The 14,144-nt window shown below is 42.4% G+C and carries 13 protein-coding genes; all 13 read left to right on the top strand.

The genetic code is table 11. The annotated features are described in order from the left end of the window. The first annotated feature begins 59 nt into the window (after positions 1 to 59). The 13 genes from bshC to ACTHPA_RS07830 all read left to right on the top strand — a co-directional run bounded on the left by bshC (position 60) and on the right by ACTHPA_RS07830 (position 14,118). Positions 60 to 1,667 (top strand): bacillithiol biosynthesis cysteine-adding enzyme BshC, encoded by a 1,608-nt coding sequence (gene bshC, locus ACTHPA_RS07890; protein WP_440499602.1) that lies wholly within the window; start codon positions 60 to 62, stop codon positions 1,665 to 1,667. A gap of 258 nt (positions 1,668 to 1,925) precedes the next feature. After that, the gene (gene mraZ / locus ACTHPA_RS07885; protein WP_060209308.1) at positions 1,926 to 2,357 is read left to right on the top strand and encodes a division/cell wall cluster transcriptional repressor MraZ; all 432 of its coding nucleotides are present in this window, start codon (positions 1,926 to 1,928) and stop codon (positions 2,355 to 2,357) included. Between the two features lie 39 nt (positions 2,358 to 2,396). Beyond that, positions 2,397 to 3,329, top strand: coding sequence for a 16S rRNA (cytosine(1402)-N(4))-methyltransferase RsmH (rsmH, locus tag ACTHPA_RS07880; protein ID WP_440499601.1), 933 nt, complete (start codon positions 2,397 to 2,399; stop codon positions 3,327 to 3,329). A gap of 16 nt (positions 3,330 to 3,345) precedes the next feature. After that, positions 3,346 to 3,726, top strand: coding sequence for a cell division protein FtsL (gene ftsL, locus ACTHPA_RS07875; protein ID WP_440499600.1), 381 nt, complete (start codon positions 3,346 to 3,348; stop codon positions 3,724 to 3,726). A gap of 35 nt (positions 3,727 to 3,761) precedes the next feature. After that, a complete protein-coding gene (locus ACTHPA_RS07870; protein ID WP_440499599.1) occupies positions 3,762 to 5,957 on the top strand; it encodes a penicillin-binding transpeptidase domain-containing protein in 2,196 nt (731 codons plus the stop codon). Positions 5,958 to 6,031: 74 nt separating this feature from the next. Beyond that, a complete protein-coding gene (locus tag ACTHPA_RS07865) occupies positions 6,032 to 7,930 on the top strand; it encodes a penicillin-binding transpeptidase domain-containing protein (RefSeq protein WP_440499598.1) in 1,899 nt (632 codons plus the stop codon). Between the two features lie 106 nt (positions 7,931 to 8,036). Then, entirely contained in the window at positions 8,037 to 9,011 is a 975-nt protein-coding gene (gene mraY / locus ACTHPA_RS07860) for a phospho-N-acetylmuramoyl-pentapeptide-transferase (protein ID WP_440499597.1), read from the top strand. Next, a complete protein-coding gene (gene murD, locus ACTHPA_RS07855) occupies positions 9,012 to 10,361 on the top strand; it encodes a UDP-N-acetylmuramoyl-L-alanine--D-glutamate ligase (protein WP_440499596.1) in 1,350 nt (449 codons plus the stop codon). A 36-nt stretch (positions 10,362 to 10,397) separates the two neighbouring features. Beyond that, positions 10,398 to 11,489 carry a putative lipid II flippase FtsW gene (gene ftsW, locus ACTHPA_RS07850; RefSeq protein WP_440499595.1) on the top strand — a complete coding sequence of 364 codons (1,092 nt, stop codon included), beginning with the start codon at positions 10,398 to 10,400 and terminating at the stop codon, positions 11,487 to 11,489. Positions 11,490 to 11,503: 14 nt separating this feature from the next. Then, positions 11,504 to 12,298 (top strand): cell division protein FtsQ/DivIB, encoded by a 795-nt coding sequence (locus tag ACTHPA_RS07845; RefSeq protein WP_440499594.1) that lies wholly within the window; start codon positions 11,504 to 11,506, stop codon positions 12,296 to 12,298. Continuing rightward, a complete protein-coding gene (locus tag ACTHPA_RS07840) occupies positions 12,273 to 12,998 on the top strand; it encodes a DUF881 domain-containing protein (RefSeq protein ID WP_440499664.1) in 726 nt (241 codons plus the stop codon). The genes ACTHPA_RS07845 and ACTHPA_RS07840 overlap by 26 nt, the downstream gene beginning before the upstream one ends. Before the next feature lie 26 nt (positions 12,999 to 13,024). Beyond that, entirely contained in the window at positions 13,025 to 13,744 is a 720-nt protein-coding gene (locus tag ACTHPA_RS07835) for a DUF881 domain-containing protein (RefSeq protein WP_440499593.1), read from the top strand. Between the two features lie 2 nt (positions 13,745 to 13,746). Further along, entirely contained in the window at positions 13,747 to 14,118 is a 372-nt protein-coding gene (locus ACTHPA_RS07830; RefSeq protein ID WP_440499592.1) for a small basic family protein, read from the top strand. Positions 14,119 to 14,144 lie beyond the last annotated feature (26 nt).

Below are 14,144 nucleotides of genomic sequence, written 5' to 3'. Positions count from 1 at the left end.
CATTCCGATGATTGAGAATGATATACTCTGTTCATACAAGTAAAAAAGGGGCATCAATGATGGAAATCAAGTCAATGACATTGAATAATGGAAATAAAGTAATGCAAGCTTACAATCATGATGAACAATTCATACATAATTTTTTTGATTATAGAAATGAAAGCAGGTCCTATCCAGAAAGGTTGAAGGAATTATCCAATCGGCCGTTTCTTAGGAAAGAGCTTTCTTCAGTAATTCGTTCCTTCATGGAGCCATTTGGTATTTCAAAAAAGGCATCTATGCATCTTGAAGAACTTACTGGAAATGGAGTTGTCGTTATTGGCGGGCAGCAAGCAGGCATCATGACTGGACCGCTCTATTCCGTTCACAAAGCGATTACAGTTATTCTACTTGCAGAGGAGAAAAGGAAAGAGCTTGGGGTTCCTGTCATCCCTGTGTTTTGGGTCGCGGGGGAAGATCATGACTTGAATGAAATCAATCATGTCTATACAGAATCCTCCCAAGGAACGACAAAACATAAGTACCCGGAGAAATTCATTCTGAAATTAATGGCGTCCGATGCAACATATAATCGCAAGGAAATGACTTCATTCGTAGAAGGTGTGTTTCGCCAATTCGGTGAAACGGCGCATACTCGTGAATTGCTTGTGGAAGTGTTGACTGCAGTCGAGGCAGAAGAAACTTTCACTAGTTTTTTCGTTCGATTAATGAATGGTCTTTTCCAAGAGCAAGGACTCCTCTTCATCGATTCAGCGTACAAGCCGTTGCGTGAAATCGAAAAAAGCCATTTTGAAAAAATGATAACGGGATCTGATGAGATTGCCCGATTGGTCGTCGAAAAGGAAGAACAATATTCCGGTTTAGGATTTGGAAAGCCAATCGAAGCAGAAAAGGATGGGGCGCATCTGTTTTATGTACATGAAACTGGCCGAGTCCTTCTGTCCAGGGAGGATGGGCATTTTGTGAACGACAGTACAGGCATCCGCTTCACTCGCGAAGAAATGCTGAATATCGCTGTCGAAAAGCCTTGGCTATTAAGCAATAATGTTGCCACACGTCCTATCATGCAGGACCTTGTGTTTCCGGTGCTTGCATTCGTCGGAGGACCTGGTGAAATTGCATACTGGGCTTTATTGAAAGACGCTTTTCATCTTTTCGGAATTCAGATGCCGATCATCGTTCCCCGTGTATCGATGACATTGGTTTCCAAACGGGCAAAGCAGGCAATGGAGTCAGTTTCTTTGACGCTGGAAGATGTGTTCTCTGGAAAAGTTCTAGAAGTCAGAGAGCAATTTATTGATTCGTTACAAAACGAACAATTTGAAAAGCTGCTTACGGAAACGGAAATGCTATTAAAAGGGAAATACGAAAAGCTCAGAGAAGGCTCAAGCACGGCAATGTTGCAGTTGCTAGAGAAAAATCTGAAGTTCCATGAAAAGCAGTTGGATTATATAAGGAAGAAGGCGGAGGAGGAGTTGTTGATTCAACACGAAACGGCCCTTCGCAAATATAGCATCCTTGAAAACGAGCTATTGCCGGAAGGATCTTTGCAAGAGCGTATTTTTACTCCATACATTTTCATGAATCAATATGGACCTGAATTAGTACAAGACTTGCTTCGCCAGCCGATTACAATGGACGGAACTCACCAAATCGTATATTTGTAAATAATGAAGAACGCCGATGCGGGCATTTGTTGTCTGCATTTGGCGTTTTTTTGTTTGTTTAAGACAGGGAATGCGAAACTTTTTTTGAGCAATTATGAGCTATTTAGAGAGTTAATGCATTTATGTAATCTAAGCGTGAATTTTATCGATATCTCAATGAAACAAGTACTATATACACATTTTACAAGGAAAATAGAATTTGAGTGGAGGAATGTGGAGGGATGTGGTACATTAAAAACATATAGTGGGGTGAAGAGTATGTTCATGGGCGAATATCAGCACACTGTAGATGCAAAAGGCCGTTTGATAGTCCCTTCGAAATTCAGGGAATATCTAATGGATGGTTTTGTGCTGACTCGTGGATTGGATAACTGCCTCTTCGGTTACCCTATGGAGGAATGGAAGCGACTAGAGGAAAAATTGAAGGCGTTGCCGGTTACGAAAAAGGATGCCCGCGCATTCGCCCGATTCTTTTTCTCAGGTGCCACAGAAGTTGAAATTGACAAGCAGGGCCGTGTCAATATTCCATCCTCATTACTCGATTACGCGAAAGTTGAAAAAGATTGTGTCGTTATCGGTGTTTCAAGCCGCATAGAAATTTGGTCAAAATCGTCTTGGGATTCTTATTACGACGAGTCGGAGCAATCATTCAATGAAATCGCGGAAAACATTATTGATTTTGATTTTTAACTTGATGATTTATTAAAAAATGGAAAGTAGGCGGTTTCAATGTTCGATCACACAACAGTATTACTTCACGAAGCCGTCGATGGGCTCAACATTAAACCTGATGGCATTTATGTCGATTGCACGCTTGGTGGTGCAGGGCATAGCTTAGAAATTGTGAAGAAGCTAACAGCTGGCGGCAGATTGATTTGCTTCGATCAAGATACGACAGCTATTGACGCTGCGGAAGTGAAGTTGAAGGATTATTTGGAGCAAGTTACATTTATCCATTCAAATTTCAGGAATTTGAAATATGAATTGGAGAAGATTAATGTTCATTCGGTGGACGGCATTCTATATGATTTAGGTGTTTCCTCGCCCCAGCTCGACACTCCGGAACGAGGATTCAGTTACAATCATGATGCTTTGCTTGATATGCGCATGAACACTGAGGCGGATTTGACTGCATTTGACGTAGTGAATGAATGGTCTTATGAAGATTTGGTTCGCATCTTTTTCAGATATGGGGAAGAGAAGTTCTCCAAAAGTATTGCCCGAAAGATCGAAGAGGCACGGAAAAACGCACCCATCAAGACAACGGGCGAGCTTGTCGAATTGATCAAAGAAGGGATTCCTGCCGCAGCACGCAGAACTGGTGGACATCCAGCGAAAAGGGTTTTCCAAGCAATCAGAATAGCTGTGAACGACGAACTTGGAGCAGCGGAAGATTCCTTGACCGAAGCATTGACGGTTATGAATCCGGGTGGACGCATTAGTGTCATCACTTTCCATTCACTTGAAGACAGATTGTGCAAGACGATTTTTAAAGAAGCGTCATCCATGCCGGAACTGCCGCCTAATTTGCCAATTGTTCCTGAAGGTATGGAGCCCGATTTTAAATTAATCACAAGGAAACCGATCCTTCCAAGCGAGGAAGAAATCGAAGTGAATAAAAGATCCAGATCTGCAAAATTGCGGGTCATAGAGAAAAAATAAAGGGGGAACTTGTTAAATGGCATTGGAACAGAGAAGCTTTCAAATGAATACAATACATGAAGTACATGCACCTCAACAACCTAAGACACATGAGACCCAACAGCCTGCGAGGCGTTCACGAAAACTATTCTCGACAGGGGAAAAATTCCTGTTCGTGCTGTTCGCGGCAGTTCTCGTTATCCTCTCTACAATGGTTTTGCATACACAAGCTCAAATTAATGATACAAACAAGGAAGTACAAGAAATCAACAAAGAAATTGCAGAAACTACAAAACAAAATACAGAGTTGTCCATACAAGTGAGCGAAAAATCTACATATGAAGTAATTTGGAATAAAGCGAAGGAGCTCGGCTTGAATCTTAACGAGAAAAACGTAAAGGTCGTGCCTGGACGATGAAAAAGAAGTTTCGATTTCAATGGGGAGCCTTTCTGATGTTCGTAGTTTTCGGAGGGCTCTTTTTTCTTTTGTTTGGGCGGTTGTTAAGCATTCAAATCACGGGACAGGCCGAAGGAAGACAGATGGCTGCCATGGCTGAAGCGAAATATGCAAGGGAGTCCATCCTTAAAGCCGAAAGAGGCAAAATCGTCGATCGAAATGGTGAATTAATTGCTTCCGATACTTTGAGCTATCGATTGATCGCAATATTGAATGAAAAAGCGACTGAAAAAGGCGCAAAAAAGAAAAGGCATGTAACTGACTTTGATAAGGCTGCGGATTTGCTAAGCAGGTTCATCCCGATGGAGAAAGAAAAAATGATCCAGATTAGGGATTCGGCTGTAAAGAAAAATTCGGAAGTCTACCAAATCGAGTTTGGAAAAGCAGGACGCGACATTAGTCATGAAACGATGCTAGCCATTAAAGAAGCTGCGGAAAAAGAAGGCGTTACGGGTCTGCAATTCATTGAAGATAAAAAACGTTTTTATCCAAATGGTGATTTCGCATCTTATTTGATTGGGTTTGCGATGCGAGAAGAAGATAAGGACAAGAATGTGTCTACAGTTGGTAAAATGGGTCTCGAAAAGACATATAACGAAGCGTTAACCGGAACGGACGGTAAGGTGGATTATAAAACTGATATATGGGGATATCTCTTGCCAAAATCAGAGGAGAAAATTGTTGCGGCAAAAGATGGAATGACGATTCAATTGACGATTGATAAAACGATCCAGAACTTTGTCGAAGATGCAATGAATCAAGTCAATCAGAAATATTCTCCTAAAAAAATGCTTGTCGTCGTCACCAATCCGAAGACCGGGGAAATCTATGCGATGAGCCAACGTCCTTCTTTCCATCCTGCCACTCGTGAAGGATTGACGGAAAACTGGCTGAATGAAGCAGTTCAGAATACGATTGAGCCTGGTTCTACGATGAAAATGTTTACATTGGCCGCTGCAATCGAGGAGAAGAAATGGGATCCATACGCCGAGTATCAGTCAGGACAATATACAATCTATGATAAAACAATTAGGGACGTTAATCGTACCGGCTGGGGTAGAATCACTTTCTTAGAAGGGTTCCAAAGATCATCGAACGTATCGATGGCCTATTTGTTAGAAAGAATGGGCGACCGGACATTCATCGAATATTTACATGGTTTCGGCTTTGGTGAAAAGGTCGGAATCGACTTACCAAATGAAGTACCGGGCATAATTTTGGATATTAATCCAAGTGAAAGATTAACAACTTCATATGGACAAGGATCTACTGTCACCCCTATCCAAATGATCCAAGCCGCGAATGCAATTGCGAATGACGGCAAGATGATGAAGCCGTATGTCATCGATAAAATTGTTGATCCGAACACTGGTGAAGTCGTAGAGGATCATAAGGCGGAAGAGAGGAAATCCCCGATCTCAGCGGAAACTGCGAAGCAGGTCCGAGAGGTTTTAGCTTCTACAGTCACTTCTGACGTTGGTACAGGGCGGAAATTTGCGCTTTCTGGATATTCCGTCGGTGGAAAGACGGGAACTGCTGAAATTTCGGAAGGCGGGGGCTATCTGTACGGGGACGGCAATTATCTTTATTCATTCCTCGGAATGGCTCCAATCGATGATCCGCAATTATTGACATATGTAATTGTCCAACAGCCAAAACTTGAACCAGGACAATATGGATCGGATCCCGTCGCCGAGTTGTTTACTTCCATAATGGAAAGCAGCTTGAAGTATATGAATATACTTCCAGAGGATAGTCAAACATCATCGACAAAATCACTCTCAAACCATATTGGAGAAGATGCAGCATCCTCGATGGCAACACTTGAACAACAAGGATTTTCTCCGGTGTTGATCGGTGAGGGGGGCAAGGTGAAAAGCCAATACCCAGAAGAGGGTACAAAGTTGAGTGATGGCTCACTAGTCTTGTTGGAAACTGAGGGAGATACAACCCTTCCAAATTTTTCCGGGTGGTCGAAAAAAATGGCTCTATCATTTAAAATGTTATCTGGACTTGATATTCGATTGAACGGCGATGGATTTGTGACCGAACAAAGTCTTTCTGCGGGAGCTGTCATTAGTAAAAATGATCCCGTTGTACTTCAGCTAAAATCACCCGAAGATCAGCATACACCAATTGAACAAAATGAAGCGGAAGAAGATGAGGAAGTAGAAGAGATAATTGGTGGATGATGTATAGCTGTCCCCGCCCATTCATAGGTTGATAGAAAAACGAAAGGTGTGGGGCTCTGCGTAAATATGCTGATTTGCAATCAAAGAAGCGATTGCGGGCAGTTTTCATCATTTTTCTCATATCCATTTCCATGGTTATAGCAAAGCTCTTCCACGTTCAAATCATTAAACATGAATGGTTGAAAGCGCGTGCGGAAGAGAACTGGGATCGGGAAATCCCTTTTGGCGCAATCAGGGGGGAAATCCAAGATCGAAACGGTCAGCTGATCGTTGGAAACCAACTTGCTCCGACGCTATATTTTATGCCTTCTCAAAACAAAGAACCGGAAAAGGCGGCAGCACTGCTAGCGGATATATTGCAAGTCGACAAGGAAGTATTGTTGAAAAAGATGACAAAGAAATCTTATATGAACAAGTTGGCTCCTGAAGGCAAAAATATCACTCAGGAACAGGCGACAGAAATTTCCAAGTTGCAAATCGATGGCTTGTATACGGGAGTGGATTTTGTTAGGAACTACCCGTATGGTGAAATGCTTTCGAGGCTGATCGGTTTTACGGGTTTCGATGGAACAGGCCTTGCGGGCATTGAATATGCGTACGATGAAATTTTGCAAGGCACAGGTGATAAAATTCGCCTTTACACTGATGCGAAGGCGATACCGTTGCCACATGTCGATGATGGTTTCCAAACAGGTAAGAATGGTGCTACATTAGGACTGACAATTGATGTCGATATGCAAAAAGTTATGGAACGGGAACTTATTCAGGCGATGGAAAAATATGATGCGACACAGGCAATCGGAATTATTATGAATCCGAAAACAGGTGAAATTCTTTCGTTAGTTTCAATGCCTACTTTCCATCCTGCGGAATACCAAGATACAGATCAGGCGATTTATAACCGGAATTTGCCGGTATGGATGACATTCGAACCGGGATCGACTTTTAAAATCGTTACACTCGCTGCTGGCCTTGAGGAAAAGGTGATCGATCTTCATAATGATTTTTTTAATGACCCTGGCTACACGATGGTTGCCAACGCTAGACTGCGTTGCTGGAAGCGGGAAGGGCATGGTCACCAGTCATACTTAGAAGTTGTAGAAAACTCCTGCAACCCAGGATTCATCGAAATCGGCCAGCGTTTAGGCGGTGTAAAGCTTGATCAATATATACGGGATTTTGGCTTTGGCGAAACGACAGGCTCTGGTATAGCCGGCGAAGCAAAAGGGATTCTTTTCTCAAAAGATGCATTCGGCCCAGTTGAACAAGCAACGACTGCCTTTGGCCAAGGGATTTCCGTAACACCGATTCAACAAGTGCAGGCTGTGGCGGCTGCTATAAATGGCGGATATTTGTATCGTCCGTATATTGTAAAGGAAATTAAGAATGATAAGGGAGAGACGTTGCAAACGTTTGAACCTGAAATGAAACGCCGCGTCATTAGCGAGGAAACTTCTGCCCAAGTAAGAGAAGCATTGGAATCTGTTGTCGCGAATGGCTCCGGCCGAGGCGCGTTCAACGATGGTCTCCGTGTCGGCGGCAAAACAGGGACTGCACAGAAAGTCGTGAATGGCACTTACAGCGACGGCGATTACATCGTTTCATTCATGGGGTTTGCTCCAGCAGACGATCCCGAATTACTTGTCTATGTAGCAGTTGATAGCCCGAAAAATTCAATTCAATTCGGCGGAGTCATTGCAGCACCGATTGTCGGCAGGATTATCGAAGAAATCGCGCCAATTGCCGGTATTGAAAAGAGAGAAGGGCAAATTGAGAAAGAATATAGATGGGGCGACCCTATTACACATCGAGTTCCTGATTTGACGGGCATGACGAAAGGAATGGTTGCCCGCCAATTACACACGTATCGTATAGAATGGCATGGTGAAGGCGACGTCATTAAATACCAAATGCCAGTCCCAGACTCATTAATGTCGGTGGACGATATCATCCACGTTTATACCGAAGAGTAGAAAAGCGGAAGGCGTTAGAAATGAAAAAACTTTCTAGCGCCTGAAGCTGGACAATAAAAATTAAGACAAACAACTACAGTTTCAAAACAGGTAAGGAGAACATACTATGACACTCGTCAATACAATTACGGTTATTGCCGTAGCATTTGTTATAACAGCAATTATCGGGACCGCTATCATTCCGTTGCTTAGAAGACTGAAATTCGGTCAGAGCATTAGGGAAGAAGGTCCTGAAGCCCATAAAAAGAAAGCGGGCACGCCTACAATGGGCGGCCTTATTTTCCTGGGCTCCATTATCATTACGATGATTGTCCTATCATACATATATGAAGACGTACTGACTACACAATCCATCGTATTGATGATTGTGCTTGCCGGCTTCGGTGTGATCGGATTTTTTGACGATTTCATCATAGTCGTCATGAAACGGAATTTAGGATTGACTTCCATCCAAAAACTTATTGGTCAAATCATTATTGCGGTTATCGCGTTTTTCTTATTAAAGATGGGTCCATTTGAAACGACGGTTGTAATTCCTTTCACGAATTTCACAGTAGATCTCGGCATTTTCTATGTCGCTTTCCTCATTTTTTGGCTTGTCGGTTTCTCGAATGCAGTCAACTTGTCGGATGGTCTCGATGGGCTTGTTGCAGGTACATCAACAATTGCTTTTGCCGCATTCGGTGTGCTTGGACTTGTTTATGAGCAATACGACATTGCAACTTTCGCATTTGTTGTAGCCGGGGCGATGCTTGGCTTTTTATTATTTAATATGAAGCCTGCTAAAGTATTTATGGGAGATACGGGTTCTTTAGCGCTAGGCGGTACGATTGCAATGCTTTCGATCCTTGTGAAACAGGAACTTCTCCTCGTTGTAATAGGGATTGTATATGTAATCGAAACATTATCTGTCATGATTCAAGTGACAAGCTTTAAGTTAACCGGAAAACGGGTATTTAGAATGAGCCCGATTCATCATCATTTTGAATTGTCGGGCTGGTCTGAGTGGAAAATCGTCATCGTTTTTTGGGGTGTGGCCCTTTTGGCCGCAATGATCCCTATTCTGTGGGAGGTGATGTAAATGCGAGAGCGATATGAATTCGAGGGCAAGAGATTTCTTGTGCTTGGTCTTGCTAAAAGTGGCTATGCCGCAGCGGATCTACTACATTCGCTAGGGGCTGATGTGGTCGTCAATGATTCATCTCCAGAGACGGGCAGCAAAGAAGTAACAGCATTGCGGGAAAAAGGGATTACAGTAATTTGTGGCGGACATCCGGAAAATATTTTGGATAAAGGCTTCGATACAATTGTTAAAAACCCGGGAATCCCGTATCATAATCCGGTTCTCAAACAAGCTGTGCAAAAAGGGATTCCGATTTGGACTGAAGTCGAGCTTTCTTACTTAATTAGCGAAGCTCCAATCATCGCCATCACTGGTTCCAACGGTAAGACAACAACGACTACACTTCTTTATCACATATTAAATATTGGTGGTAAACAGCCGTTAATCGCAGGAAATATAGGAACTGTTGCATGCACAGTCGCACAAAATGCAAAACCAGATGAAGTGATCGTCATGGAAGTATCCTCTTTTCAATTGGCAGGTACGGAAAGCTTCCGTCCAAAGATCGCCGTATGGACAAATTTATATGACGCGCATCTTGATTACCACGGAACGTCTGAAGAATATGCATTAGCTAAAGCGAAAGTGACAGATAATCAGACCGAGGAAGATTTCTTTATTTATAATGCCGATCAACATGAAATGCTGCCATATATCGAACGATCTGCTGCCATGAAGATCCCTTTTTCATTACAAGGGAAAAAAGCGGAAGGAATTTCCGCAGACGATGAGATGATCTATTGGCAAGGGGAACCGTTTGTGAAAAGATCGATCATCAAATTGCTCGGTCAGCATAATTTGGAAAATATTTTGGCTGCTACAGCTTCTGCAATTCTTATGGATTGCGACAAAGAAACGATAGAAAATGTTTTAAGTTCATTTACAGGGGTACGTCATCGGATGCAGTTTGTCAAAGAATTGAAAGGTAGGACGTTCTACAATGATTCGAAGGCAACAAATACATTGGCAACGAAAAGCGCTCTTTCCTCCTTTCAATCACCTGTCGTACTAATAGCTGGCGGATTGGATAGAGGGCACTCATTCGAGGAATTGCGACCTTATATGGGAAGAGTGAAAGCTGTCCTAGCACTCGGAGAAACTGCTGAAAGGCTCGTCGATTTCGCTGCTACATGTGGTGTCCCGCTTGCGGTAAAAGTGAGGTCAATGGAGGAGGCGGTACAGGAAGCCTATGGGGTCTCAGTTGAAGGGGATCAAATCTTGCTGTCGCCGGCTTGTGCCAGCTGGGACCAATATCCGAATTTTGAAGAACGTGGCGATGCATTTATAGAGGCTGTAATAAAACTTTAAGTCTACCATTCACTCCTTTACCAATAAGACGGAAGGATGCGTTCACTGGATCAAAAATTAAAAGCTGCCTTTATTATTTCGGCAGTGTCGTTATCGTTAATCGGATTAGTTTTTGTACATTCGGCAGGCTCTTACTGGGGGCAGGTCCATTATGCGGATTCATCTCCATTTATCGTGAAGCAAGGAATTTACATGGCTGTTTCAATATTTGTTGCCTTTATGCTAATGAAAGGGCGGTGGACTTCCAGTGAGTCATTTTGGACTGCCTTTTATTACATAACAATCTTATTGTTAGTTGCCGTTATGATTCCAGGCATAGGCGCTGTAAGGAACGGTTCCCAAAGTTGGATAGCTCTTGGTCCTTTTAGCATTCAGCCTGCTGAGTTCGTAAAAGTGGCGCTCATTGGTAAACTCGCTTGTAATATGAAGCAATCTTCTGGAAGGAATCCATTTAGGCTAAGCCATTTTGTTTTAATTTTATTGCCTGCAGCCTTAATCATGCTCCAACCAGACTTAGGTTCAGCAGTAATTATGATTGTTTCAGCTTTCGTCATTTTGTTTTTGGCGGGGTATCCGCTATCGTTCTTCGGTATACTGGGCCTCACAGGAATTGGGGCATTTGTTGCACTTATCGCAGCAGCTCCTTATCGTTTGGAACGCATAAAATCGTATATCGATCCGTGGAATGATCCGCTTGGAGCAGGCTTTCAAGGGATTCAGTCTTTATTCGCGATAGCGCCTGGAGGGTTGTTCGGTCACGGCTATGGCAATAGTAGGCAAAAGTATTTGTATTTGCCGGAACCGCAAAATGACTTTATATTTTCGATCATAGCCGAAGAGACAGGTTTCATTGGGGCGACATTCATTTTAGTCCTCTTTTCTGTTCTTCTTCTGTCTGCATTCGGAATTGCCATTCGGACGCATGATTATAAATCATTCTTAATGACGGCAGGGATGGCTTCAATGATCATCTTTCAAACATTCCTGAATGTCGGTGTTGTCTCTGGTTTATTGCCGGTTACAGGTGTGACATTGCCGTTCATTAGCTATGGAGGTTCATCGTTGCTAACAACTTGGATGGCGGCGGGGACTATTTTGCATTTTGCTTTTTATAGAGAACGAAGTTGAGGGGAGGGCAGCATATGGATAAAGTAATAGACATCGAAGAACGAATTCCATCCATGAGGGAAAAACGGAGAAGGAAGACGAATAAAAAATTTTTATTCATCATCGCCATATTCTGTATCGCCCTCCTTGTACTTTTGTATTTCCAATCTCCTCTAAGCAAAGTTGGTGAAGTGAAAATCCATGGGGCTGCACTTCATGATGACCAATTTTACTATGAAAAAAGTGGGGTTTTAAAAGGAACATCATTTTGGGGATTTACAACAAAAGAAGTGGAAGAAGAACTTTTGAAGCTCGATGGCGTCAGTAGTGTTGCTGTTACGAGGAAATGGATAAGAGATATCGATATTACAATTAGTGAATGGAAAACGGTCGCGTATATGGAGAGCGGGGGAGAGTATGGATTATTGCTCGAAAACGGAGAAGTTTTTCCGGAAGACGGAAACTATCCGAACGTACCGATTTTAAATCATGTGGACAACCCTGACCTTCGGAAAAGACTGACGAAACAATTGTTAAAAATGGATAAAAATGTTCTCCAATTGATTTCCGAAATCATCTATACTGGGACAGAGGAGAATCCTGATACGATTGTTGCTTATATGGATGATGGTTATGAAGTCCATGCAATCCTCCAAACCTTTGCAGAAAAAATGGAATATTACCCGGATATCATATCCCAGCTAGGTGATATGGAAAAAGGAATTGTCAATATGGAAGTTGGTATATTCTTCACGCCTTTTAGCGAAGTTTATGGAAAAGATAGCGTGGAGGAAGGGGAAGGTGATGAAGTTGGCGAAGAAAATGAGTGAGGACTACAAAAATAGAGGAAGATATATCTTATACTCTTTTGTCTTTCTCATCCTCGGTTTCATCTTCGCATTCTCCTATCGAACATTAGGGAAGGACAATGGAGAATCAGCTCAATCTCCTGCGCTTCAACAGGAAGAACAATATCGGGAAGAATTGATTGTTCAGAAAGAGAGAAATAAAGAGCTCGCTGATGAAATTCAGGCAAAACAAGATGAAATTAGAGACTTTGAAAAATCTTTTTCGGAGAATGAAGACAATCACACCGTGCTAGTTGAAGAGGCAAAAGATCTTCGATTGCTTTTAGGGGTTATTCCGGCTAAAGGACCTGGAGTACGTGTCACATTGAAGGATGGCGATTATGATCCTGTAGAACAAAACCCTAATGATTATATCGTTCATGAAAGCCATGTGCTGCGTGTTGTAAATGAATTGAAGATTTCCGGTGCACAAGGAATTGCGATAAATGGGCAGCGAATTTCTTCAAATTCAAATATTAAATGTACTGGCCCCGTCATTACAATCGACGGTAGAACACTTCCCGCTCCGTTTGTCATCGAGGCGGTAGGCGATACAGATGTCTTGTCAGCATCATTGAATTTAGGCGGCGGAGTGATTGATGGATTAGTGCATGACAATATAGTTGTCACTTTAGAGCAGTTGAAAGAGATAAAGCTTCCCGCATTAAGGGAGGAGGCATGAGTGGCCATTAAGAGGGAGGGTGTTCGTTGAAGAAAGCTGTCAATTGGAAGTTTACAATTGTCCTCCTGCTAATCGGATTTATGATTGCTGTCCAATATAATACGTTGGAACATCCTAAGGAACGTGATACGAGGGATATTTGGGCAATTCGCCAAGAGCTGGCAGAAGAGAAAAAGCTCCATTCAGAGCTTTTAACTGAAATTCGCGATATAGATAGAACGATCGCATCGTACAGAACGTTAAGCGAATCAAGCACAGGACAAGCCTTAAAGGAAACAGTGGACAAGCTGCATAGAAAAGCAGGTACGACAGATATTACAGGTCCTGGCTTTACGATCGAAGTCCGCCCTTCGGTGGAAAGCATGGCGTATGGAATACCAATCACGAGTATTTCATCTGATTTACTAACCCGTTTCGTCAATGAAGTAAATCGTTTTAAAGGCATTCATATGGAGATTGACGGAAAACGGTATACGATGATGAGCTCGATTCGTGTCATCAACGGAGCGACTTCCGTTAATGGACTGAACGTCTCAACTCCCCCATTTACAATAAAAATTGTTTCACCTACAATGTCGGATAGTGAGAAGCTTTATAATTATTTGTTAGCATCGTCCATACATGACGATTTTTATATTGATAATCTAGTACTTGAAATAAACCAGCCGGAAAAGGAAGTGACGATTCGGGCATATCCCGACAAATTTAAAAATCTTTATTTACAAGAACTTCCGAAAGGGGAATGACAATGTGGTTGCCACTGCTAGGTTTAATACTTGGGGTTTCGCTGGGATTGTTATCAGACATACAAATCCCACAAATTTACAGCAACTATTTGTCCATCGCCGTGTTAGCTGCATTGGATACACTTTTCGGGGGAATTCGGGCGCACCTGCAACAAATATATGATGATAAAGTGTTTATTTCCGGCTTCTTCTTCAATATTGTTCTTGCGGCTGGATTAGCATTTTTAGGAGTGCACCTTGGAGTGGATTTATATTTGGCAGCCGTCTTCGCATTTGGAGTAAGGTTATTCCAAAATATTGCTGTGATTAGAAGGATTTTGCTGACGAAATGGTCAGATCGAAGTAAAGTTTCTGAAACGAAAGTTCAGGAATGAAGGGAATTGATTATCGGATGGAGAAA

This window comes from Sporosarcina sp. SAFN-015, from assembly GCF_051966875.1.
In the GTDB taxonomy this organism is placed as follows: domain Bacteria; phylum Bacillota; class Bacilli; order Bacillales_A; family Planococcaceae; genus Sporosarcina.
Note: the sequence above shows the minus strand (reverse complement) of the source record. Positions and strands in the feature narration are given on the sequence as shown.

Excerpts from the sequence above, each read along its gene's own strand:
- bshC (WP_440499602.1), top strand. The coding sequence starts at position 60 with ATGGAAATCAAGTCAATGACATTGAATAATGGAAATAAAGTAATGCAA.
- mraZ (WP_060209308.1), top strand. The coding sequence starts at position 1,926 with ATGTTCATGGGCGAATATCAGCACACTGTAGATGCAAAAGGCCGTTTG.
- rsmH (WP_440499601.1), top strand. The coding sequence starts at position 2,397 with ATGTTCGATCACACAACAGTATTACTTCACGAAGCCGTCGATGGGCTC.
- ftsL (WP_440499600.1), top strand. The coding sequence starts at position 3,346 with ATGGCATTGGAACAGAGAAGCTTTCAAATGAATACAATACATGAAGTA.
- ACTHPA_RS07870 (WP_440499599.1), top strand. The coding sequence starts at position 3,762 with ATGTTCGTAGTTTTCGGAGGGCTCTTTTTTCTTTTGTTTGGGCGGTTG.
- mraY (WP_440499597.1), top strand. The coding sequence starts at position 8,037 with ATGACACTCGTCAATACAATTACGGTTATTGCCGTAGCATTTGTTATA.
- murD (WP_440499596.1), top strand. The coding sequence starts at position 9,012 with ATGCGAGAGCGATATGAATTCGAGGGCAAGAGATTTCTTGTGCTTGGT.
- ftsW (WP_440499595.1), top strand. The coding sequence starts at position 10,398 with ATGCGTTCACTGGATCAAAAATTAAAAGCTGCCTTTATTATTTCGGCA.
- ACTHPA_RS07845 (WP_440499594.1), top strand. The coding sequence starts at position 11,504 with ATGGATAAAGTAATAGACATCGAAGAACGAATTCCATCCATGAGGGAA.
- ACTHPA_RS07840 (WP_440499664.1), top strand. The coding sequence starts at position 12,273 with ATGAAGTTGGCGAAGAAAATGAGTGAGGACTACAAAAATAGAGGAAGA.
- ACTHPA_RS07830 (WP_440499592.1), top strand. The coding sequence starts at position 13,747 with ATGTGGTTGCCACTGCTAGGTTTAATACTTGGGGTTTCGCTGGGATTG.